Origin of the sequence: Clostridium beijerinckii, from assembly GCF_018223745.1 — a bacterium.
Classification (GTDB): domain Bacteria; phylum Bacillota; class Clostridia; order Clostridiales; family Clostridiaceae; genus Clostridium; species Clostridium beijerinckii.
This window is the reverse complement of record NZ_CP073653.1, coordinates 1586739-1609544: the sequence shown is the minus strand read 5'-3', so window position 1 is coordinate 1609544 and position 22806 is coordinate 1586739. Positions and strand designations below refer to the sequence as shown.

Genomic DNA, 22806 nt, shown 5'->3' with positions numbered 1-22806 from the left:
TTATATTTACATGAATAAGAAAATACTTTTAGTTGTAATAATAATTTTATCTAGTTTTGCTTTCTCTTGTGATACTACAACTTCTAAACAGAGCTCAAAAAAATCTGATTTAGTTATTGCCGTTATTTACAAAACTTTAGATGAAGCTTGGTTTCAGGAAGAAAGTGAGGCTGCTAAAAATAAGGCTTTAGCTATGGGGGCTAAAGATGTAATTACTATAGATGCTAAAATGAATCCTGATGTGTATTTATCTGCTTTGGATAATTTAATTACTCAAAAAGTAGATGGTATATTAATATGCGTTCCTGATCAAAAATTAAGTAAAATCACTATAGATAGATGTAAGAAATCAAATATTGCTGTTATAGCCTGCGACGATCCGCTTACTGATGATGAAGGTAATTATATTGCACCATTTGTCGGAATAGATTCTAATCAAATTGGAAGGGATATGACTAGTCTCATGGTAGATTATTTAGAAAAGAATAATAAATTAAGTGATCCTAATTCTTCAGGACTTCTGCTTATGTCAATGGATTCTGTATCTAGCTGCATACCTAGAACTGAAGGACAGTTAGAAACATTTAAAGATAGACTTCCAAGCTTTCCAAGAGAAAATATTTTTCAAGCCGAATATAATGGACAATCAGAAAAAAGTTTTTATTCTGCCGCATCAACTATAACGTCTAATAAAAATATAAAGAATTGGTTTGTCATGTCTGCAAATGAAGCTGGCACCATTGGTGCAATAAAAGCACTGGATCAATCTGGTCTTGCAGAAAATGCTGTTGCTGTAGGGGTAGGTGGATATGTAGCAAAGGATGAATTTCAAAAAGAAAACTCTCCTCTTATAGCGTCTGCATACATAAGTGCTACAGAAGTTGGAGAAATTGCAGCTCAGGAACTTATGGAGAACCTTTTGCTTAATAAAAATATTCCTGATAAATATTTGGTAAAAGATAAAGTGATTACAAAGGATAATTATAAAAGTCTTGTGATCAAATAATTTAACAATAAAATAACTCCATTCACATAATAATTTCTCAACTGTTACATGAATGGAGTTCCACCAACTTAAATTTAATTATTATCTTTTTAATTTAACATTTTGATATCAAATTGTTATCAACCAAAATTTTCAAGGAAAAACTCCTAAAAAGTCCATCATCAAACTTCAATTTAATCTTATCTTTGTCATTTTCATCAAATCCTGCGATTTCTCCAATACCATAAGTTCTATGGGCTACTTTATTTCCTATCTCGTATCCATAAGTATCAACAGGCATATCATTTAATTTTCCTTCTACAACAAACCTCGAAACATCCTTAAATTGACCTTTCCTGCTCCTTGGAGAAAATAGATACAGGTTATCTATCGCCCTAGTTATTCCAACATAAAATAATCTTCGTTCTTCCTCAATATTTTCCTTTATACTTGATGCATGAGGTATAGTTTCCTCTACACAATTTATAACATAGACATTCTTAAATTCCATTCCTTTTACTCCATGTATAGTACTTAAGATAACTCCTTCTCTCTTAGTTTTTCTTTTACTTTCCTCTATACTTTGTTTTACTTCCTCTATATGTTCTAGAAATTCAAATATAGTTTTATATCCTTCTGCTGATAATTTAAATTCTTCTATTATATCTTCTAAATCCTCAAAACTTTGATTAAATTTATTAGCATATTCCTGAAGATAATCTCTATATCCTAAATCCATTACTATATATGCAATTGCTGATGATAAAGATATCTTATTTAAATAGTTTATATCTTTTCTTAACTCATCAAGCTTTTTCTTTTGAAATGGTGGTGTATCTTCTTTGCTAATAATTATAGTAAATGGACTCTCTTCTCTATCATAATTTTTTATATAAAATAAATTTCCCTTACTTATATATCTGAAAGGCCTATTTATTATTTGCAAGAAGCTATTTCTATCAAATTCATTTACACTTAATCTTAAATATGATATTAAATCCCTGCAAATAAAATGCTCAAAAAAATTATATTCTCTATCAAGCAGTGTAAATGGGATCTTTCTTTTAGTTAATACATCAATAACAGACATAGACTCTATATTGGTTCTATACAATACTGCATTATCTTCATAATTAATTCCTAAAGTTTTATTATTTATAACTATATCAGTCAAACTTTCAGCCTGCATCTTTTCATTATATGGATTAAACCACTTAACAATGCCATCACACTCTTTATTCCATTTTATTTCTTTATTATTTCGCTTTTCATTATACGCTATTACAGTTTTTGATTTATCAACTATATTCATTCTGCTTCTATAATTTATAGATAAATAATATTTTTTCCCACCCATAAATATTTTATCAAAGTTAACCATATACTCTGGCTTTGACCCTCTAAAAGAATAAATACATTGATCTTCATCTCCCACTGCAAAAAAATTATTATCTTCCCCATCATTTATTAACCTTAAAAAATCTATTTGCATTTCATCACAATCTTGAAACTCATCAACTAAAACATACTTGAATAATTTCCTATAAGACAACAACATATTCTTATCATTCTTTAGCAATTCTAATACTTCTATAGCTAGATCGTCAAAATCTCTTTTGTTGTGTTCTTTTTTATATTCTTCATATTTTTCTAATGCTTCTTCAAAAATTTCTTTTGCAATTGATGGCTTAAATTCATTTAGAGGAACTCTTGAAGTTTTATACAAAGAAATGTTATTTATTGCTTCTTTAATTTTATCTTCATTAACTTCATCAAAGTACTTACCTAAAATATTACTAACTATTTTGTGAACAACGGCCCCATCAACTATGTCGATATTTCTTCCACATCTCAAAAGTATCTTATAAAATAAGCCATGGAATGTCCCAAAAAAAGGCGAACTGTTTGTATCAAATTTAGATACATATCTATTCTTCATATTCTGCGCTGCAGCTTTTGTAAATGTAATTACTATTATATTTCCATTAGCTACTCTTTTATGCTTTACTAGATAATCAACTCTATTTATTATAACCGTAGTTTTTCCAGATCCAGGTGCTGCAACTATCAAGACATTTTTTTCTTCTGCTTTTACTGCATCCATCTGATATTTATCAAGATCGTACCCCACTGTAATGCTCCTTCTTTCATTCCTATTTACATTTCAGCATTTATGAATTTCTTTATATAAGACTTACATATTTTAAATTCTTTCCATATTTACTATATGAATTTCATTTTCTCTCATAATACTGAATATTTTCTACTTAAATTCAAAAAATTAATATATGTCTGATTTTAAGTTATAAGCAACTATATTGTAATCAAACTCTTATAGATGTACAATAGTTTTATGCATTTTAATTTATAATGGATTAAACGATAATTATAAAATAAAATTATTTACATGTTTTTTAAAGGAGATTATTATGGATAATAAATCTAGTTTTAATGTTAAGGATGAACGAAATTTAACGATGTTAGTTGATTTTTATGAATTGACTATGGGTAATGGTTATTTCCGTAAAGGACTTAAAGACAAAATAGCATACTTTGATATGTTCTTTAGGCGAATCCCCGATGATGGCGGATACTGTATAATGGCTGGAGTTGAACAATTAATTGATTATTTAAGCACTTTAAAATTTACTGATGACGACATTACTTATCTAAGAGATAAACACGCCTTCTCCGAAGAATTTCTTGACTATCTAAGGGACTTCGATTTTAGTTGCGATGTTTGGGCTGTTCCAGAAGGGAACCCAGTATTTCCAAACGAACCTCTTGTAACTGTTCGTGGCCCTGTAATTCAGGCTCAATTCCTTGAAACAATGATTCTTTTAACAATAAATCATCAGACACTAATTGCTACAAAAGCTAATAGAATTTGTAGAGCAGCAGATGGGCGTCCTGTAATGGAATTTGGTTCAAGAAGAGCTCAAGGTTATGACGGCGCAATTTATGGTGCTAGAGCAGCTATTATAGGTGGATGTAGTTCAACAGCCTGCACTATGTCAGACAGAATGTTTAATATACCTGCTGTTGGAACTATGGCTCATAGTTGGGTTCAATTATACGATACAGAATATGATGCTTTTAAAGCCTGGGCTGAAATTTATCCAGATGATTGTGTATTACTTATTGATACCTACAATGTCATAAAGTCAGGAATTCCAAATGCAATAAAAGTATTTAATGAAGTTTTAAAACCTCTTGGCAAGAGACCTCGTGGCATAAGAATAGATTCTGGCGATATTACTTATCTAACAAGAAAATGCAGAAAGATGTTAGATGAAGCTGGATATGAAGATTGTGGAATTGTAGTTTCTAACTCTCTTGATGAGCATATTATAAAAGATGTATTAGATCAAGGTGCATGTATAAACTCTTTTGGAGTTGGTGAGCGACTTATAACTGCTAAGTCAGAACCAGTTTTTGGCGGCGTTTATAAATTAGTTGCATTGGAAGGTGATAATGACATTATCCCTAAAATTAAAATAAGCGAAAATGAAGAAAAAATAACAAATCCAGGTTTTAAGAAGATAATAAGAATATTTGATAAAAACTCTCACAAGGCCATTGCGGATTTAATTACTTTAAGAGATGAAAACATTAACGAGAATGAACCATTAATAATATTCGACCCTATTCATACATGGAAGAGAAAAAAAATCAAGAACTATTACACTAAAGAACTTCAATCACCAATATTCAAAAGTGGAAAGTGCGTGTATAAATCTCCTACAGTTTTAGAAATAAAAGATTTTTCAAAACTTGAAACTGATAAGCTGTGGCCTGAAGTACTTAGATTTGAAAATCCTCATACTTATTATGTTGATTTATCACAAAATTTATGGTCTTTAAAACATTCTCTTCTTCATAAATATACAAACTCTTATGAAGCACAAGAGTAAAACTCTACAAAACTAAGTTAATTCGCGAACTTATCTATAAATATTATAATATTTTTATAGATCAAATAAACATATACTTCTTTTATCAATAAAAATATAGATTAGAATATTTTCATATATTCTAATCTATATTTCTTTAGCATTAATAGTTAATATTTGTTCTTTTTTCGTCATCATATATAGGCAAATTTAGAAAACCGTAGTCTTCCTTCATAATTTCCTTAAAATCGATACTGCTTGACTCACTACATTCATTAAAAATGCAAAGCTTATCATCTTGCCCTTTTAATGATTCACTTTTTATAGGGCATTCACTATAACACTCCACTTTCTCTTTTGTTGTTGACCAAAATGGACACCTACTCATAAAACCCGCCATCCTTTTCTCATCCTAATAATTTATAAATCTCATAAATTTATGAATTCATTATATTACAAACGCCCTTAAAAGTAAAGATTTTACAATGGAATTCTATGTAAAATTAAGGAGCATTTTTTATAATGCTCCTTAATTTTTATAATTATATTTGACAAATATTCTTAACAACTGATATATTTATAAGTTCATTTTGGAATGCTCTAAGTAATGCCTTTTCCAAAACTTTTTCTTTATCAAAGTTCTCTATGTCTCTACATTCAGAAAAAACTTTATTTTTCTCGCCTTTAACATTTTTATAAGTTAATGTCACATATGGCTTGTCATATTCTACTTCTAATATTTTTATTCCCCAAGATATTTGTGCGAAGTCTCCATCAACAGTTAATTTTGTTAATTCCTTTAACTTCTCATTATCCTTGCTTGGATCATTTACAATTATTAATTCGTCCCCAACTTTATATTTTCCCACAAAAATACGCCTCCTCATCAATTTCTATTTATATTTTTATCATAGGCTAAATGATTTTGATTAAGTCTGTAATAAAAATTATCATTTTTTTGTAGAAATAGTAATTATAATTACTATAGTATGTTAATTAATTAACACACTCTGCTTAGTTATATTTTAACAGACTTTTCTTTAATGTACAACAAATTTTTGATATTTTCATTCAATTATCAGAAAATTAATTGAAATTGCATGTTTATTTATAATTAAATGTTCAAATTAAGCAAACTCAATCTTTTTCTTTGCATTTTTATTAACAATATTTCTCTAAATAATAATAATTGTTTAAAAATAGTATTAATTAATTAGTTGACTCCTTCTTTATTTCTATGCTATAATCGATACATAAAACTAATAGAAGTGAGGTTTTTAAAATGGATCAAATAGCTTCAGTTTTCAAAGAAAAAAAGCTAAAATTAACTCCTCAACGACTTGCAGTATATAACTATTTAATTAATACTACTTCTCATCCTTCAGCAGACGTTATTTATTCTGATATTCATATCCAATATCCAACTATGAGTTTAGCTACTGTATATAAAGCATTAAAAACATTAGTTGATGTAGGATTAATTCAAGAAATAAATGTTGGTGAAGGAAACTTTAGATATGATGGTAATTCATTACCTCATCCTCACTTACAATGCTTAAGTTGCGGAAGAGTAGATGATTTTAAAGATCTATCTCTAGATAATCTTAATGCTTTAGCAAAAGAGCATACTGATTATCAGATTGTTTCAAATAAGGTTTATTTTTATGGTTATTGTAGCAACTGCAAATAATTGTTATTTTTTTCATCCTGATCATAACTTAGGCAAAAAATATTTTGCGTGAAGTTATGGTCTTTTTTTATTTTATCGCTTTTATATTATTAATATGCATCACTATATCAACATATAATTTATTGAGGTGATACATAATGAAAATCATAATATTAAAGAAAAGGATTTTAGTAAACTCAGTACTATATATATCAGCATTATTTTTAATTTTAGGTATGGTTTACTTTATTTCTAATAAGTTTAAATCTTTACAAACTATATCTCCAATAAACATTACCCAAAATACACAATATGACTTAACAGGTGATGGCAAAAAAGATACTTTTCAATTATTAAGCTCACAAAATAAGGTTGATTTTAATATAAATTGTTTTGATAATGATCATTATCTTTCCAATCAACTTAGTGACAAAACACTTTTCACGACTAATCTTCATTTTGAGCCTAAAGTTTATTTTCATAATCTTTCTAGAGATAATATTCCTGAAATTATACTTCTTGGCTCTAAAAATGATAAGTCTATGTCTTATGTATTTAAGTGGAATAAAAAAAACTTTAATTTGCTCTATTCAAGTAATAATAATATTTTTGGTATATTGGATTGTAAAAATTCTAAGACTCCTCAATGTTATTCAATATCATCATCAGAAGGGCTTTCTTCATTAAATAGCTTTATGCTCATTAATAATGATATTTTAGATACTAGTAAGGATAATACAAATCTTCCTTCATTAGATTCTGCAACGAGTTTTATTAATTTAGTTGAGCTTCCTTACGTAGTTGATGATCTTCCAGATATCTTCTCTTCTACAATTGACAAAGAGAATTTATCTTTACTTTGGAGTTTAGATAAAGATAATTATTCGTATACTTTTCAAAATGCCTTTTTTTATGATTATAAGTGGACTGAGTCATTAGAGCCCTCAGCTATAAGGTGGAGACTATCTTTTGAAAAAAGCAATCTTAAAGGTACAAATAATAAAAGTGAGTTGATATTATTAATAGATTTTGAAAAGCAAGGTTCTTCTTATAAAATAAATAGTATACAAAAAGCTAAATAAATATAAAAGGCCGCATTAGCGGCCTAAAGGGGGATGAGGGGTTACTTAATGAAGTAAAAAATTTATCCGATAGTTGAACTGCCATTAACACATCAAACTCTTTAAATGTTAACCAAACGGCATTAAACTTCTGGATAAGCTTAACTAGATTTTAGATGTAAATACCTCTCTAAATCAAGTCTTACTTAATAATCCATTAAGTTTGTAAGAGAATACTTTCTCTATTACATTAATATTATTGACATGATTTCTTTTTGTATACACAATTCAAAAAATAATTTTTATGCTTCTTTAAGTTCTCCATTCTTATAAGCTTCAATGATTCTATCAATAAACTTTATTCTATCCGGATGAGCATAACTTCTAATTGCCATTAAAAATTCTAAGTTCGCATCCTTATCCTTAATATTTCTATTTGTTGTAACATTGTTCTTTTTAACGCCTTTATCTTCATTTAGATTTTCAGAATTTTTAGGATTCGTATTGCTAGAATATTCTTTAGGATTTGAATACATATTCTTATTATTTACATTGCTTTGACTTCCACTCATATTCCCTTGAAATAAGTTATTATCTAAATTTAACCCCATCATTTGAGCTATTGAATTTAAATTTCCCAAATTAAATCCATTTGTATTCATTGAAGCTAACATATTCCCCATATTATTCATATCAAAATTTCCACCTAGTAATCCCATTAACTGCATAGGATCAATTCCGAAAGGTGTATTTCTAGCATTATCATTAATATTAGAACTAGTATCATTTGATGTTTGATCTTGTTCTCTATGTTTATGCTTAGCCATTTTAAAATCCTCTCACTTAAAATTGTCTCTTTTTAATATATGTATATCATTCTAAAAATGTTTATGTTTTTACGCATTTTTTTAGAGGGCCATTAAAGCCCTCTATCCACTATCCTAGCAGCAGCAATTACTTTCTCCTCGTCCGCCTCCTAAAAGATTAGAGAAGCATCCACCACATAATATAAATAGTAAAATAATTAAATATGATTTGTTACAGTTTAATAAACCTGACCCGCATGCTATTAATAGAAATATGATTGGTGTACAACCACTTCCTAATAAACCATCTGAAGCATTTGATCTTGGCTCATAGCAGCAACATTCATTGTGTCTTTTTTCACAGCAACATTTATTCTTCCTTTTAGACATATTTATCTCTCCTTCCTAAAAATTAAGAATCTTAACAATTAGCAGCACAACCAAAATTATTACCGAAAGGACTTACTCCTCCGCCAAATCCACAATTGTTAAATCCTCCGCCTATTCCATTGTTATTATTGCAAAGGAATAATAGTACTAATATAAACAAATATGGTGCACAACTACCTAAGAATCCACTATTAGCTCCGCCTTTGTTGCAACAGCAATCTTTCTTTTCACAGCAGCAATCGCACTTTTTCTCACAGCAGCAATCACAACTTCCTACGTTGCCTCTTCCTAAATTATTTCTTCCACAGCCACAATAGAATAATATTAATAAAATCCAAATCCAGCTGTTAAATCCGCAACCACCATTATTGAATCCTTGTCCACAGCCTCCTATACCCCCTGGAAAACCTCCGATTCCTGGTCCACCAAAGTTTGGCCCGCAACCACAATTGTTAGAACTTGAATCTGAACAATCATCATCACATGAATTTAAACCATTTAGGATATCATTCATCTCCATTTTTATTCCTCCTTGGAAATATTTTTTTCTTTTTTATACTATATATTATTCCTACCTAAAATTTTTGACACTATTTTTTATAACTTATAATTATTTAAATTTTTTATCAGCTATTTTAATAAATAATGTCATTACTTAAATAGAAATAACCTCTTACAAATATTATATCTGTAAGAGGTTATTTGTTTACTATTATATAAAAATTTATATAAATATTTTACTAATCTAAATCTGTCGCAAATTCTAAGAAAAGATTATCTATTAGTTCATCTTTCCCATCTTTATTTAATGATGAGAAAAAATATAATTTGTCATCTGAATTTAATTTGAGTGTTTCTTTTATAACTTTCTCATTTTTCTTTAATTCATTCCGTGTAAGTTTATCGCTCTTTGTAGCAACTACTATAACGTCATAACCAAAATGTTTTATCCATTCATGCATAATTATATCATCACCTGTTGGCTTATGCCTAGAATCTACAAGCAAGACAACTCTTTTCAGCTGTTCTCTACCAGTCAAATACATTTCAACAGTTTTCCCCCAGCTATCCTTCTCCGCCTTCGAAACTTTTGCATATCCATATCCAGGCAAATCAACTAAATAAAAATCATCATTTATAAGAAAAAAGTTAACTAATCTAGTTTTTCCTGGAGTCTGACTAACCTTTGCAAGTTTTTTTCTATTGGTTAATGAATTTATCAGCGAACTCTTTCCTACATTAGATCTTCCAACAAATGCAACTTCCACTCTATTATCTATGGGATATTGATTCTTCTTTACTGCCGACGTAATAAAATCTGATTTCTTAATTCTCATTAGTATCCTCTCCAATTAGTGCATTTTTCAATACCTCATTAACTTCTTTAGCAGAAATAATATTCAAGCTATTTCTAATCGAATTTGGTATCTTATCTATATCTTTCTCATTTTCTTTAGGAATTATTATAGTATCTACTCCTGCTCTAAATGCTGCTAAAGATTTTTCCTTTAGCCCACCAATCGGAAGCACTCTTCCTGTTAATGTAACTTCACCTGTCATTGCTACATTATGCTTAACCTTCTTACCGGATAGTGCTGATACAAGTGCAGTTACCATAGTCACGCCTGCCGATGGACCATCCTTAGGCACTGCACCTTCTGGTGCATGAATATGGATATCCTTTTCTTTATAAAAAGTTTCATTTATCCCAAACTTAATTGCATTAGCTCTAACATAACTGTAGGCTGTTCTTGCCGACTCTTGCATAACATCTCCAAGCTTACCTGTAAGTTCAAGTTTTCCTGATCCAGTCATAACCATAGCTTCTATTGGAAGCGTATCGCCTCCATATGCAGTCCATGCCATTCCTGTAACTACTCCAACCTTGTCCACCTTATCAATTTGATCAAAATCAAACGTCTTCTTACCTAATAATTTTTCAACACTTTCATTATTAATTAGGAATTCCTTTTGTTCTCTTTTTAACATTTCTGCTAATACTTTTCTTATTAAAGAACTTAATTTTCTTTCTAATCCACGAACTCCTGATTCTCTTGTATATCCCTCGATAACCATTCTAATAGAATCGTCTTCTATATCAATTTTATCTTGCGGAATATCAAGTTCTTTAAATATCTTAGGGATAAGGTGATTTTTAGCTATATTGAATTTTTCTTCATACGTATATCCCGATACTTCAATAACTTCCATTCTATCTAAAAGCGGCCTTGGTATTGTTTCTAAAGAATTTGCTGTTGCTATAAACATAACCTTAGACAAATCCATTGGTACTTCTAAATAACTATCTCTAAAATCTTTGTTTTGCTCACTATCTAATATTTCTAATAATGCATCAGATGGATCACCTTTATAGCTCGAACTAATTTTATCTATCTCATCAAAAAGCATTAATGGATTCATAGATTTTGCCTCTTTCATTGCATAGACTATTCTACCTGGAATTGCACCAACATATGTCTTTCTATGACCTCTTATTTCAGCTTCATCCTTCATTCCACCTACGGATATTCTTGTATATTTTCTATTAATGGCATTAGCTATAGATTTTGCTATAGATGTCTTTCCCACACCCGGAGGGCCAACTAAACAAAGAATAGGTCCTTTTTGGGACTTACTGAATTGTTTTACTGCTAAATACTCTATAATTCTATCTTTAACGTCTTCCAATCCATAGTGCTCATTATCTAAAACTTCTCTTGCTTTAGTAACATCAATATTTTCCTTTGTATTCTTACCCCAAGGGATATCCAATACCCAGTCTAAATATGCCTTTACAACATTGCCTTCTGATGACGTAGGACTCATACTTTTAAGTCTTGATAACTCGTAATTAACCTTTTCTTTAACTTCATTAGGAAGTTTAGCTTTCTTGATTTTTTCTTCATACTTAGCTATTTCTTTCTTGTCCTCATCATCTTCACCCAATTCTTCTTGAATTGCGCGCAATTGCTCTCTTAGATAAAATTCCTTCTGCTCTTTTGCAACTGTATTCTTTACTTTATTAGCAATCTTTTTTTGGATTTTTGCTATAGAAATCTCTATTTTAATTCTTTCTAGTACTTTCTCTACTCTCTTGGTTATATCTACTATTTCCAAAATTTCTTGTTTAAGCTTTTCATCAGTTATTGCATAAGAAGCTACCATGTCTACAAACTGACTTGGTTTTTCAAGTGAATCTATTGATTTAACTGCTTCTCCAAAATTATCTTCACTTAACTTAAGTAGTTTCATAAATTCTTTATCCAAGAATTTAATATAGGCGTCTAATTCCTCATTCTTAACCACTTTATCATCTAATTTTTTTACTGAAACTTTTATATAACTTTCTTCTTCCTCTATATATTTAACTATTTTACCTCTTTCTTGGCCTTCCACAAGAACTCTAATAGTATTATCAGACATCTTTAAGATTTGCTTTATTTTACATATGGTTCCAATCGAATATATTTCATCTTGATTAGGTTCTTCTATCATTGAATCTTTTTGCCCTACAAGAAAAACTTCTTGTTCATCTAACATAGCTTGTTCAATAGCTGCTATGGATTTTTCTCTTCCCACATCAAAATGTACAACCACACTAGGAAAAACAGTCAATCCTCTTAAAGGAATTAGCGGAATCGTATATAGCTTTTTCATAGTACTATTTCCCCCCATATCTTAATTACATTATTTATTTTGACTTATCTAGTATACACATAATAAATATTTTTTTCAATGATTCTAAAAATAAAAAACTCATTATATATTGTAGAGTTTACAAAACAAGTATACCTAGTCACTTGCTTTGTAAACTTATAATAATTTTGTTTAATCAAACAGCATATACACTACTATAAATACTCTTTAGTTTATCTATTATAACATAATATATTAATTTTAAAAGAAAAAGTGTAAAAATATTAAGATTTATTCATATTTTACTGTACTAATTAAAAATATAACTTTACAAGTTATTCAAAATGTTATTGCCTTCAGCTGATAATATTTCTCGCTCGCTTTCATTAATTATATCTTCTTCTATAGCCAACTTAATTACCTCTTTAAAATTTGTTACAGGAATTATTTCTATTTCACATATTTCATGTAGTGATTCATCATAGTTTTCTTGTGGAATTATAACTTTTTTTGCACCAGCTTTAAAGGCTGCAGATATTTTGGCCTTCACTCCTCCTATCGCTTTTACAGATCCTAATATGCTTATTTCTCCAGTCATAGCAACAAACCTGTTTATTTTCTGCTTAGTTATAGCGCTATAGATCGCTGTCGCAATACTTATACCAGCTGATGGGCCATCAACTGGAATTCCTCCTGATATATTTACATGTATATCATATCTATCAGTTAATAAATCGAATAAATTATCCAATACTGTAAGCACATTTTGAACAGATGCAAAAGCAGTGCTTTTCATTTTTATTTTTTTATTGTTATTAGTTATCTCTTCCTCTTCAACTATTCCAGTTATTTTAAGTTCCCCTCTTCTACCTGTAACTTTTTTACAACTAACTTCAAGCGGCATTAACATTCCAATGTTTGCTCCATATACTGCTAATCCATTAACAACCCCAACTCTAGATTGAGATGGTATCTTATTTGAAATTATTTTGTTATACTGTCCATTCTCCAATACCCATTTAATATCATCTAATGTAATCTCACTTCTATCTTCATTAATAGCAATTCCAGATGCCAACTGAATCAAATTTATTACTTCTCTACCATTTGTGCAATATTTACTTACTTCTTCAACACCATCTTTTGAAATTTGCAATCCAACTTTATTAACACAATTTTCAGCTATTTTCTCTATTTCTTCAGGCAATAATGCCCTAAAAAAGATTTCAACGCATCTTGATCTTATAGCTGGTATGATTTCATGTGGCGCTCTTGTTGTTGCTCCTATTAATCTAAAATCAGCAGGAAGCCCATTATCAAATACTTCCTTTATGTACTTAGGCATATTAGTATCTTCTGAACTATAGTATGAGCTATCTAAAAACACTTTTCTATCTTCTAATACCTTCAATAACTTATTTAACTCAATTGGATGAAGCTCTCCAATCTCATCTAAAAATAATACACCCCCATGAGCTTTTGTAACAGCTCCTGCCTTTGGTTGTGGAATTCCAGCTATACCTAAAGAACCAGCGCCTTGATAAATCGGATCATGCACTGAACCTATTAGTGGATCTGCTATTCCTCTCTCATCAAATCTCAATGTGGTTGCATCTAACTCAACAAATTTTGACTTTTCTGTAAATGGCGATAGTTTGGATTTTCTAGCTTCCTCCAACACCAATCTAGCTGCTGCTGTCTTTCCAACCCCTGGTGGTCCGTAAATTATAACATGTTGAGGATTCGGCCCGCAAAGAGCTGCCTTTAATGCTTTAATCCCTTTTTCTTGCCCTATTACCTCATCAAAACTAGATGGTCTACTTTTTTCAGTAAGTGGCTTAGACAAACTTATTTGTCTTAATCTATTTAGATTATTTAATTCCTTAGTATTTTCCCTATCAATTATTATCTCCCTATTTTTTTGTGGTTTACTTATTGCATTACACATAACATAAACCATGAGAATTAGAACTATAATTTGCAAAATCATTAATATATTTGTCATAATCTTTAAATATACTTACCTTTACTAATATATACATTTTATTTCCTTATTATTACTAAAGTAAATATACTTTGCCTCCTTCAATTTTTATTATTAGTATTATTTGCTTATTATTACAAATATATTCTTGATTTTGAAATATAAATAAAAACAATCCAATATTTAAAATACTAAAAACTTGTAAAAACGCTAAATAAGTCAGTATATATAAAAAAATATATACTGACTTATTATTCTCGCTAATATTAAGCTGATTCAATATCTTTCTTAGTCCTAGCTTTTACTAAAGTAGGTCTAATCTTTCCCTCTTCCAATCTTTCAATTCTAGGCTGCTTCTTCTCTTTGATAGCCTCTTCAGTTATTATAACATTAGTTATTCTATTATCAGAAGGTATCTCATACATTATTTCATTCATTATATCTTCAATAATAGCTCTTAAACCTCTGGCACCAGTCTGTCTGCTAATCGCTTCTTCTGCTATTGCGATTAATGACTCTTCGTCAAACTCTAACTTAACATCATCTAGCTCGAATAATTTCTTATATTGCTTTACAAGAGCATTTTTAGGTTTAGTTAAAATTTGAATTAAAGCTTCTTTATCTAAAGACTCTAAAGTAACTAGTATTGGAAGTCTTCCAACAAATTCAGGAATTAACCCAAACTTTAATAAGTCTGCTGGCATAATTTCTTTTAGTAAGCTTCCAACATCCTTTTCATGTTTAGCTTGAATTTGTGCTCCAAATCCCATAGAACTCTTTCTTGTTCTATTTTCTATTATCTTATCAACACCATCAAAAGCTCCACCACAAATAAATAATATATTAGAAGTATTTATTTGGATAAACTCTTGATGAGGATGCTTTCTTCCACCTTGTGGAGGAACAGATGCAACAGTTCCTTCTAGTATCTTTAACAATGCTTGTTGAACACCTTCACCTGATACATCACGAGTAATAGATGGATTTTCTGATTTTCTAGCAATTTTATCTATTTCGTCTATATAAATAATGCCTCTTTCAGCTTTTTCTACATCATAATCTGCATTCTGTATTAGTTTAAGAAGAATATTTTCTACATCTTCTCCAACATATCCAGCTTCTGTTAATGTTGTAGCATCAGCAATTGCAAAAGGTACATTTAAAAATCTTGCTAATGTTTGAGCAAGTAGTGTTTTACCTGAACCAGTTGGCCCTAGTAGTAAAATGTTACTTTTTGATAATTCAACATCAATATCTTCTTTATTAGTATTAATTCTTTTATAATGATTATAAACTGCTACTGCTAAAGATTTTTTTGCTCTTTCTTGCCCAATGACATAAGAATCTAAGTATTCTTTAATCTCATTTGGCTTTGGTACACTTTTAGGGTCAAAATCAACAGTTTCTTGGAATTCATCTGCTATAATTTCAGAACATAAATCAATACATTCATCACAAATATATACTCCCGGACCTGCAATTAATCTTTTTACTTGTTCTTGAGTTTTGCCGCAGAAAGAACACTTTAACTGCTTCTTTTCATCATATTTAGCCATACATTCACCTCACTTAAAAACGTATAAATTGAAAATTCAATCTTATTTATCTTTTCCTATTTTATGCGTAGTTATTACTTCATCAACTAACCCATAAGCTTTAGCTTCTTCTGCAGACATGAAGTTATCTCTTTCTACATCTGCTTTAATTGTTTCTAAAGGCTTACCAGTATTTTCACTTAAAATTCTATTTAAAGTTTCTTTCATCTTTAATATTCTTTTAGCATGTATTTCAAAATCTGTTGCTTGACCTTGAAAACCGCCTAGTGGTTGATGTATCATAACTTCAGCGTTTGGAAGTGCAAATCTCTTTCCTTTTGTTCCAGAAGAAAGTAAAAATGCTCCCATTGAAGCTGCCATCCCTATACATATTGTTGATACGTCACACTTAATATATTGCATAGTATCATATATAGCATTTCCAGCTGTTATTGATCCTCCTGGACTATTTATATATATATATATATCTTTATCTGGATCTTCACTTTCTAAAAATAATAATTGTGCTACTATTAAATTAGCGCTATCATCATTCACTTCTCCACTTAACATGATTATTCTTTCTTTTAATAATCTTGAAAATATATCATAGGAACGTTCTCCTCTACTTGTTTGTTCTACAACCATAGGTACTAAAGCCATATAAATCCTCCTTTTACTATTATACTTTTTCTAATTCTAATTATATATTTTTTTTATTACTTTGTTAATTATTATTTGAATAAATTGCCAGAAAAAAATTTTTTTTCTGGCAATTTATAATTAGCATCCTTATTTTATATTATATATTAAAATAAATTATTTGCAATTTTCTTTTAAGAATTTTAAAGTATTTTCTAATATTATGTCTTTTTCAATCATGTTTCTTTGAGACTTAACTAAGATTTTAGCCATTTTTTCTGGATCTTTTGGTCCATAAATCTTTCCCAATTCTAAAGCTCTTGCATTTAACTCTTCTTCAGTTGCTTTAATTTCTTCTGTTTTTGCAATAGCTTCAAGAACTAAATCAGCTTTAACTTTTCTTTCTGCATTTTCTTTCATAAAGTCTCTCATTTTTTCAGTTGTATTTCCTGTGAATTCCATATATTGTTCTAAGCTTAAACCTTGATATTTTAATCTTCCTTCAAGATCTTGCATCATGGCATCAATTTCTTTATTTACCATAACTTCTGGAATATCCATTTTTGAGTTTTCAATTACTGCAGTTATAACAGCTTCTTCGAATTCTCTTTCTGCCTTTTCATCGTTATTTTTTTCTAATGTCTTTTCAAGATTTTCTTTTAATTCTGCAAATGTGTCAACTGCTGATACATCTTTAGCAAATTCATCATCTAATTCTGGCAATTCTTTAACTTTAATTGACTTAATTTCAACTTCAAACATTGCTGGTTTTCCGTTTAATTCTTCTTTTCCATAAGCTTCTGGGAAAGTAACATTTACTTCTTTTTTATCCCCAACTGCTAAACCGATTAATTGTTCTTCAAAATTATCAATGAAAGTACCAGAACCTATTTCTAAAGAATAATCAGAGCCTTCTCCACCTTCAAAAGCAACTCCATCTATGTATCCTTTGAAATCAATAACAGCTATATCCCCTTTAGCTATATTTCCCTCTGTTTTAACTTCTATTCTAGCATTTTTTTCTTGCATTTCTTTAATTTGCTTATCTATTTCAGTATCTTCTACTTTATATATAGGCTTCTTTATATCTAATCCTTTATACTCTCCAAGTTCTACTTCTGGATAAGTAGTAACTGTAGCAGTATAAACTAATTCTTTACCTTCTCCTAATTCCACTATATCAACTTGTGGGTAATCTACAGGTTTAATATTTTCTGCATTTAATGCTTCTGGATATGATTCATCTATAGCAAAATTAACTGCGTCATCATAGAATACTTCAACTCCATAGAACTTTTTAACCATTGCCATAGGAACCTTTCCTTTTCTAAATCCAGGTATATTATATCTGCCCTTATTCTTATTATAAGCTTTAGTTAACGCTGCATCGAATTTTTCAGCTTCAACCCTTATTTCTAATTTTATCACATTTGTTTCTATTTTTTCCACTTTAGCTTTCATTTTATTCTTTCCTCCTAAATAGTGTGCATCTAATTTAACTAAGTCATTATACCATAAACACTTAAATCTTATCAAATAATTTATTAATATTATCTCTATTGAATATAATTACCATTTACATCGATAAAATATACTCTACCATCAACAGTAATTTTAACGCCTTTTTCTTCCTTTTCACCAATTTCTATATTAGCTCCAGCTAAATCCCACATAACCTTATCTTCATTAGTTGAAATATCAGTCATCCATAGATACTTTTTAAGATTTCCACCTCCAAAATATGGCCTATTAGTTACAAATATTATTTTATCTTCACTAATAAATTTTGGATTCTGATTCCATAAGTATTTTGGATTTGATTGAATTGTAGCTTCTTTAGTAAAAACACTTCCACTTGTAGATACATATTGATCTTTTGATATCACCTTGTTTGTTCCATCTAAATTATATAGAGTAATTACTGAATTTGTATCTTCCACAATTATTTCCTTACCAGATGGACTTATACTGTAACTAACACCATTATCGCTAGTATCTAAAGTTTTGAAAACTTTTCCGGTATTAGCATCATCTACATAAATTGCTTTTGCAACATTTCCACTCGCTAGAGTTATATTTATATATTCTTCCACCGGTTTTTGAAGTTCTTCTTGAACTACTTCCTCATCTTTTTTCTCATCAGATGTTTCTTGTTTTTCTGCTTTAGTTTGTTCTGAAGAATTATTAGTATCACTATCAATCCATGCCTGTATATTTTGTTTAATATTTTCATAATCTATTGGATTATACGCTATTTTAATTGATAGCGCAGATGTTATTAATATTATTGCCAAAAATATTATTATCGCATTTCTTCTTCTTCGCTTCATCCTTTTTTCATATTCTCTACTAAAAATACTTGGCTTTCCCAAAGATGGCCCCCTCCAAATCTTTCTAATGTATTATAATATAAACAAATTCATTATATATTATTCTTTTGTTTAAATCTACAACATATTTTATATTTTTATAATCATATAATCCTAGATCAAAAAATAATATTATTTTTTACAACTGTTCTTACTATTGCAGCTTGAGCAATTACCTTTTTTATTTTCTCCCTTTAAGCAGCAACCTCCACATTCCAATAACCCTTCTTTTTTAAGTTCTTCTAGTGTTAATTTACAAACATTTTCTGAATACTCTTCATAATCTATGGTATTTTTCAACAATTCTTCTTTATATATTTTAATCATTTCATTCTCCTACACATATTATTTTATTTTGTAATTATATATTGCAATATTAAATTTATATATTAATTTAATATTTTCATTCTTAATCTACATTAAATTCAAGTTAGTTTCTACATAATATCTATATTATACACCTATAAATTTCTTATAATTTTTTCTATATAAAAAAGCCATTACTTAGCAATATAAACTTTACTTATTTCTCTTATATTTTAATTGTCATAATATAAAAAATTATTGTTTTTTTTTGTGATTATTGTATAATTAAATTATCAATATTGTAACAAATAGCCCATACACTTTATGGTTTATCGCCATAAAATTTTATAAACCCACAATAACATGTTCATTTATTTCCTTTCTCGAGTGGACATGCGAAAACCTGTACTATATATACAGGTTTTCTTTTTTATATTTAATATTATAAGTATTCTTGCCTATAATTAATAAAAAATTTACTTTGTGTTTATCTAATATTATAATACTCAACTTATAATTGACAATCAACCGTTAAAATTTTGTAATTCTAAAACTTATGTTATTCAGATTTCCGCATCTTAACATCAAAAAAAGGATTGTTCAGACAAACAATCCTACTTTTATACTTATAATACCGCTTAATTACAAATAGAACTTATTTAAACATTTGTTATCGGTTTTCTTTCACCTTTAAAATTATTAATTTTATTTCTCCTCTTTTCCAATTCTGCTCCTACTTCTTCAATTGAAATATTCATTTGAGCCATTAGAACAAGTAAGTGATAAGTAAGATCACAAATCTCATTTATCTGTTCTTCTTTATTATTTTCTTTACAACTAATTATAACTTCCGTGCATTCTTCTCCAACTTTTTTTAGTATCTTGTTTGTTCCCTTTTCAAAAAGATACTTCGTATAGGATCCCTCTTCACCTTCTGTTTTTCTTTTTAATATAGTCTCATATAAAGCCTTTATATTTTCATCCATTTTTAATCCTCCAATGCTTCTCATATATAAATTACAAATCCCTATAAAAACAAGTTCTATTTCCTGTATGGCATGCCGCTCCAACTTGCTCAGCTAATATCAAAATGGTATCATTATCACAATCTATTTTTATTTCTTTCACATACTGAAAATGTCCCGAAGTTGCTCCTTTATTCCAAAGTTCATCCCTACTTCTACTGTAAAACCAAGTTGTATTATCCTCTAATGTCTTATTTAAACTTTCTTTTGACATATAGGCTAACATTAAAACCTCTTTAGTTTTATAATCTTGAACTATAGTTGGAATCAATCCATTCATCTTTTCAAAATCAACTTGTTCCACTCTCTTGCAAATCTCCATACAATTTTTCTCCCTTCAGATATATACTAGCTATTTGCTTTTTATATAATCTTAAACTTATATACGTACTGAAACATTTTTATCATGTAAATATCTTTTAACCTCATCAACAGTTAACTCCCCATAGTGAAAAAGAGAAGCGGCAAGTGCTGCATCCGCTATATTACTTTTAAATACATCATAAAAATCTTCTAAACAACCGCATCCACCTGAAGCTATTACCGGAACATTAGTTATATCACTTACAGCTTTTGTTAATTCCAAATCAAAGCCTTTTTTAGTTCCATCTGCATCCATAGATGTTAAAAGAATTTCTCCTGCTCCAAGCGCTGTTGCTTCTTCAATCCACTTTAGCAGATCCAATCCTGTATCAATTCTTCCTCCGTTTATTACAACATTCCATCCTGTATTATCAGATCTTTTCTTTGCATCAGCTGCCAATACTATACACTGACTTCCAAAATAGAAAGCTCCTTCTTTTATAAGCATTTTATTTCTAACAGCTGCTGAGTTTAAACTCACCTTATCTGCTCCTGCTCTAAGTATTGACTTTATATCATCTAAAGTCTGAAGTCCTCCACCCACTGTAAATGGGATGAAAATTTTTTCAGCTACACTTTGAACAACTTTTTCCATTATCCCACGTTTTTCATGAGTTGCTGTTATATCTAAAAATACTAATTCATCCGCTCCTTGCTTATTATAATATTCTGCAAGTGCAACAGGATCACCTACATCGACCAATCCCTCAAAATTAATTCCTTTAACAACCCTTCCTTCTTTTACATCAAGGCATGGAATAATTCTCTTAGTATGCATCCAGTTATCTCCCCTCTTTAGAAATTTCTATTGCTTTTTCTAAAGACAATGTTTTAGCATATATAGCTTTACCTGTTATTGCCCCATATAAGTCTATGTTTTTTAATTCTTTAATATTTTCAATATCCTTAATTCCACCAGAAGCTGTAATATCAATACTTACTGTTCTCTTAAGTTTTTTAAGCATTTCTACATTAGGTCCTTCTAATGTTCCATCTTTACTAATATCGGTTACTATTATATTCTTAACACCAATATTCTCCATCTTTTTAGCAAATTCTATATAGTCAAGGTCACTGGCCGCAAGCCATCCCCTTCCATATACTTTGCCATCTTTACAGTCTATTCCAACTGCTATTTTGCTATCATATATTGCTATTGCCTTTTTTAGTAACTCTTCATCTTCCATTGCTATAGTTCCAAGAATTACTCTTGCTACTCCATTATCTAAAAGATATTTAATAGTTTCAAAAGATCTTATTCCTCCACCTAGTTCCACAGGAATATTAAGCTCATTAGCAATTTTAATTACTAACTCATGATTTTGATTACTTCCACTTTTAGCCCCATCTAAATCTACTAAATGTATATATTCTGCTCCCATATCTTGAAAAGATTTTGCTGTTTCAAATACATCATCTGCAACAATTTCTTTTTTATTATAATCTCCCTGATACAATCTTACTGGCTTGCCATCAATTATATCAATTGCTGGTAAAATTATCATTTAATCAACTCCCCAAAATTTTTTAAAATGGCCAAACCTACAGATCCACTTTTTTCCGGATGAAATTGAGCTCCTATTACATTTTTGCACCTAACTACACCTGGTATCTTATTTTCCCCATATTCGCTGTATGCTACCAAATCTTCATCATTATAACCTTGTGCAAAATAAGAATGCACATAATAAACAAATCCCCCTTCATCTATACCTCTGAAAAGTTCATCGCTTCTACTAAACACCAAATCATTCCAACCAATATGTGGGATCTTTATATTATTAACTTTATCATCTTTCATTTTAATAATACTACCCTTTAATAAGCCGAGCCCTTTTCTTTCAATTCCTTCAAATCCATTTTCAAATAATAATTGCATACCGAGACATATTCCAAGAAGCGGTTTATTCCTTTTTACTTCTTCTGATATTATTTTGTCTAAAGATAACTTTTCAATAGTTTCCATAGCATCTGGGAATGCTCCAACGCCTGGTAATATTAATGCATCAGCAGCTCTGATTTCATCTTTACTACATGAGATCTTATTCTCAATCTCAAGATAATCCAGGGCATTCTTAACGCTTTTTAAGTTTCCCATTCCATAGTCTATTATAACTATCATTATATAACCCCCTCCTATAA

Annotated in this window: 23 protein-coding genes; 4 read left to right on the top strand and 19 right to left on the bottom strand. The window is 29.4% G+C overall.

Annotated elements, in window-relative coordinates; all coding sequences use genetic code 11:
* The first annotated feature begins 10 nt into the window (after positions 1–10).
* On the top strand, positions 11–1006 hold the full coding sequence (locus KEC93_RS07385) for an arabinose ABC transporter substrate-binding protein (protein ID WP_077853957.1): 996 nt from the start codon (positions 11–13) through the stop codon (positions 1004–1006).
* A 94-nt stretch (positions 1007–1100) separates the two neighbouring features.
* On the opposite strand, the gene KEC93_RS07380 is transcribed toward KEC93_RS07385, so the two are convergent.
* A complete protein-coding gene (locus KEC93_RS07380) occupies positions 1101–3116 on the bottom strand; it encodes an ATP-dependent helicase (RefSeq protein WP_077868007.1) in 2016 nt (671 codons plus the stop codon).
* Positions 3117–3414: 298 nt separating this feature from the next.
* On the opposite strand from KEC93_RS07380, the gene KEC93_RS07375 reads away from it, so the two are divergent.
* Complete coding sequence (locus KEC93_RS07375) at positions 3415–4899, top strand: nicotinate phosphoribosyltransferase (protein WP_023974245.1); 1485 nt, start codon at positions 3415–3417, stop codon at positions 4897–4899.
* 142 nt (positions 4900–5041) lie between these two features.
* Here the strand turns inward: KEC93_RS07375 and KEC93_RS07370 are convergent, their stop codons facing one another.
* The gene (locus KEC93_RS07370) at positions 5042–5278 is read right to left on the bottom strand and encodes a hypothetical protein (protein WP_236895129.1); all 237 of its coding nucleotides are present in this window, start codon (positions 5276–5278) and stop codon (positions 5042–5044) included.
* 142 nt (positions 5279–5420) lie between these two features.
* Positions 5421–5747: a hypothetical protein gene (locus KEC93_RS07365; RefSeq protein ID WP_011968671.1), complete on the bottom strand. Its 327-nt coding sequence runs from the start codon at positions 5745–5747 to the stop codon at positions 5421–5423.
* A gap of 413 nt (positions 5748–6160) precedes the next feature.
* Between KEC93_RS07365 and perR the strand changes: the two genes are divergently transcribed.
* Together perR and KEC93_RS07355 are read left to right on the top strand one after the other, a co-directional pair.
* A complete protein-coding gene (perR, locus tag KEC93_RS07360; protein WP_011968670.1) occupies positions 6161–6568 on the top strand; it encodes a transcriptional regulator PerR in 408 nt (135 codons plus the stop codon).
* A 137-nt stretch (positions 6569–6705) separates the two neighbouring features.
* Positions 6706–7629 carry a hypothetical protein gene (locus tag KEC93_RS07355; protein WP_077853960.1) on the top strand — a complete coding sequence of 308 codons (924 nt, stop codon included), beginning with the start codon at positions 6706–6708 and terminating at the stop codon, positions 7627–7629.
* 281 nt (positions 7630–7910) lie between these two features.
* Here KEC93_RS07355 and KEC93_RS07350 read toward each other — a convergent pair whose 3' ends face one another.
* The 16 genes from KEC93_RS07350 to hisH all read right to left on the bottom strand — a co-directional run bounded on the left by KEC93_RS07350 (position 7911) and on the right by hisH (position 22786).
* Positions 7911–8435: a hypothetical protein gene (locus tag KEC93_RS07350; protein ID WP_077853961.1), complete on the bottom strand. Its 525-nt coding sequence runs from the start codon at positions 8433–8435 to the stop codon at positions 7911–7913.
* A gap of 114 nt (positions 8436–8549) precedes the next feature.
* A complete protein-coding gene (locus KEC93_RS07345; protein WP_011968667.1) occupies positions 8550–8804 on the bottom strand; it encodes a hypothetical protein in 255 nt (84 codons plus the stop codon).
* A gap of 31 nt (positions 8805–8835) precedes the next feature.
* Positions 8836–9324: a hypothetical protein gene (locus KEC93_RS07340; RefSeq protein WP_017211512.1), complete on the bottom strand. Its 489-nt coding sequence runs from the start codon at positions 9322–9324 to the stop codon at positions 8836–8838.
* Positions 9325–9544: 220 nt separating this feature from the next.
* A complete protein-coding gene (gene yihA / locus KEC93_RS07335) occupies positions 9545–10141 on the bottom strand; it encodes a ribosome biogenesis GTP-binding protein YihA/YsxC (protein WP_011968665.1) in 597 nt (198 codons plus the stop codon).
* Positions 10131–12461 (bottom strand): endopeptidase La, encoded by a 2331-nt coding sequence (gene lon / locus KEC93_RS07330; protein WP_039772091.1) that lies wholly within the window; start codon positions 12459–12461, stop codon positions 10131–10133. Before lon ends, yihA begins: the two co-directional genes overlap by 11 nt.
* Before the next feature lie 307 nt (positions 12462–12768).
* Complete coding sequence (gene lonB, locus KEC93_RS07325) at positions 12769–14445, bottom strand: ATP-dependent protease LonB (protein WP_077868008.1); 1677 nt, start codon at positions 14443–14445, stop codon at positions 12769–12771.
* Positions 14446–14690: 245 nt separating this feature from the next.
* Positions 14691–15980: an ATP-dependent Clp protease ATP-binding subunit ClpX gene (gene clpX, locus KEC93_RS07320; RefSeq protein WP_023974252.1), complete on the bottom strand. Its 1290-nt coding sequence runs from the start codon at positions 15978–15980 to the stop codon at positions 14691–14693.
* A 42-nt stretch (positions 15981–16022) separates the two neighbouring features.
* The gene (clpP, locus tag KEC93_RS07315; protein WP_011968661.1) at positions 16023–16622 is read right to left on the bottom strand and encodes an ATP-dependent Clp endopeptidase proteolytic subunit ClpP; all 600 of its coding nucleotides are present in this window, start codon (positions 16620–16622) and stop codon (positions 16023–16025) included.
* Between the two features lie 156 nt (positions 16623–16778).
* Positions 16779–18062, bottom strand: coding sequence for a trigger factor (gene tig / locus KEC93_RS07310; protein ID WP_039772087.1), 1284 nt, complete (start codon positions 18060–18062; stop codon positions 16779–16781).
* Positions 18063–18157: 95 nt separating this feature from the next.
* On the bottom strand, positions 18158–18973 hold the full coding sequence (locus tag KEC93_RS07305) for a hypothetical protein (protein ID WP_077868010.1): 816 nt from the start codon (positions 18971–18973) through the stop codon (positions 18158–18160).
* 129 nt (positions 18974–19102) lie between these two features.
* The gene (locus KEC93_RS07300; protein WP_017211518.1) at positions 19103–19297 is read right to left on the bottom strand and encodes a hypothetical protein; all 195 of its coding nucleotides are present in this window, start codon (positions 19295–19297) and stop codon (positions 19103–19105) included.
* A gap of 638 nt (positions 19298–19935) precedes the next feature.
* Positions 19936–20262: a phosphoribosyl-ATP diphosphatase gene (gene hisE / locus KEC93_RS07295; protein ID WP_011968658.1), complete on the bottom strand. Its 327-nt coding sequence runs from the start codon at positions 20260–20262 to the stop codon at positions 19936–19938.
* Positions 20263–20293: 31 nt separating this feature from the next.
* The gene (gene hisI, locus KEC93_RS07290) at positions 20294–20623 is read right to left on the bottom strand and encodes a phosphoribosyl-AMP cyclohydrolase (RefSeq protein WP_011968657.1); all 330 of its coding nucleotides are present in this window, start codon (positions 20621–20623) and stop codon (positions 20294–20296) included.
* 57 nt (positions 20624–20680) lie between these two features.
* Complete coding sequence (gene hisF, locus KEC93_RS07285; RefSeq protein WP_011968656.1) at positions 20681–21442, bottom strand: imidazole glycerol phosphate synthase subunit HisF; 762 nt, start codon at positions 21440–21442, stop codon at positions 20681–20683.
* A 4-nt stretch (positions 21443–21446) separates the two neighbouring features.
* Positions 21447–22169: a 1-(5-phosphoribosyl)-5-[(5-phosphoribosylamino)methylideneamino]imidazole-4-carboxamide isomerase gene (gene hisA / locus KEC93_RS07280; protein ID WP_011968655.1), complete on the bottom strand. Its 723-nt coding sequence runs from the start codon at positions 22167–22169 to the stop codon at positions 21447–21449.
* Complete coding sequence (gene hisH, locus KEC93_RS07275) at positions 22166–22786, bottom strand: imidazole glycerol phosphate synthase subunit HisH (protein ID WP_023974255.1); 621 nt, start codon at positions 22784–22786, stop codon at positions 22166–22168. The genes hisA and hisH overlap by 4 nt, the downstream gene beginning before the upstream one ends.
* Positions 22787–22806 lie beyond the last annotated feature (20 nt).

Bases quoted from the DNA above. Each gene is read 5' to 3' on its own strand.
- KEC93_RS07300 (WP_017211518.1), bottom strand. From the start codon at position 19,297: ATGATTAAAATATATAAAGAAGAATTGTTGAAAAATACCATAGATTAT.
- KEC93_RS07350 (WP_077853961.1), bottom strand. From the start codon at position 8,435: ATGGCTAAGCATAAACATAGAGAACAAGATCAAACATCAAATGATACT.
- hisF (WP_011968656.1), bottom strand. From the start codon at position 21,442: ATGCATACTAAGAGAATTATTCCATGCCTTGATGTAAAAGAAGGAAGG.
- KEC93_RS07370 (WP_236895129.1), bottom strand. From the start codon at position 5,278: ATGGCGGGTTTTATGAGTAGGTGTCCATTTTGGTCAACAACAAAAGAG.
- yihA (WP_011968665.1), bottom strand. From the start codon at position 10,141: ATGAGAATTAAGAAATCAGATTTTATTACGTCGGCAGTAAAGAAGAAT.
- perR (WP_011968670.1), top strand. From the start codon at position 6,161: ATGGATCAAATAGCTTCAGTTTTCAAAGAAAAAAAGCTAAAATTAACT.
- KEC93_RS07340 (WP_017211512.1), bottom strand. From the start codon at position 9,324: ATGGAGATGAATGATATCCTAAATGGTTTAAATTCATGTGATGATGAT.
- KEC93_RS07345 (WP_011968667.1), bottom strand. From the start codon at position 8,804: ATGTCTAAAAGGAAGAATAAATGTTGCTGTGAAAAAAGACACAATGAA.
- hisH (WP_023974255.1), bottom strand. From the start codon at position 22,786: ATGATAGTTATAATAGACTATGGAATGGGAAACTTAAAAAGCGTTAAG.
- KEC93_RS07385 (WP_077853957.1), top strand. From the start codon at position 11: ATGAATAAGAAAATACTTTTAGTTGTAATAATAATTTTATCTAGTTTT.
- hisA (WP_011968655.1), bottom strand. From the start codon at position 22,169: ATGATAATTTTACCAGCAATTGATATAATTGATGGCAAGCCAGTAAGA.
- KEC93_RS07375 (WP_023974245.1), top strand. From the start codon at position 3,415: ATGGATAATAAATCTAGTTTTAATGTTAAGGATGAACGAAATTTAACG.
- hisI (WP_011968657.1), bottom strand. From the start codon at position 20,623: ATGGAGATTTGCAAGAGAGTGGAACAAGTTGATTTTGAAAAGATGAAT.
- clpP (WP_011968661.1), bottom strand. From the start codon at position 16,622: ATGGCTTTAGTACCTATGGTTGTAGAACAAACAAGTAGAGGAGAACGT.
- hisE (WP_011968658.1), bottom strand. From the start codon at position 20,262: ATGGATGAAAATATAAAGGCTTTATATGAGACTATATTAAAAAGAAAA.
- lonB (WP_077868008.1), bottom strand. From the start codon at position 14,445: ATGACAAATATATTAATGATTTTGCAAATTATAGTTCTAATTCTCATG.
- clpX (WP_023974252.1), bottom strand. From the start codon at position 15,980: ATGGCTAAATATGATGAAAAGAAGCAGTTAAAGTGTTCTTTCTGCGGC.
- KEC93_RS07355 (WP_077853960.1), top strand. From the start codon at position 6,706: ATGAAAATCATAATATTAAAGAAAAGGATTTTAGTAAACTCAGTACTA.
- lon (WP_039772091.1), bottom strand. From the start codon at position 12,461: ATGAAAAAGCTATATACGATTCCGCTAATTCCTTTAAGAGGATTGACT.
- tig (WP_039772087.1), bottom strand. From the start codon at position 18,062: ATGAAAGCTAAAGTGGAAAAAATAGAAACAAATGTGATAAAATTAGAA.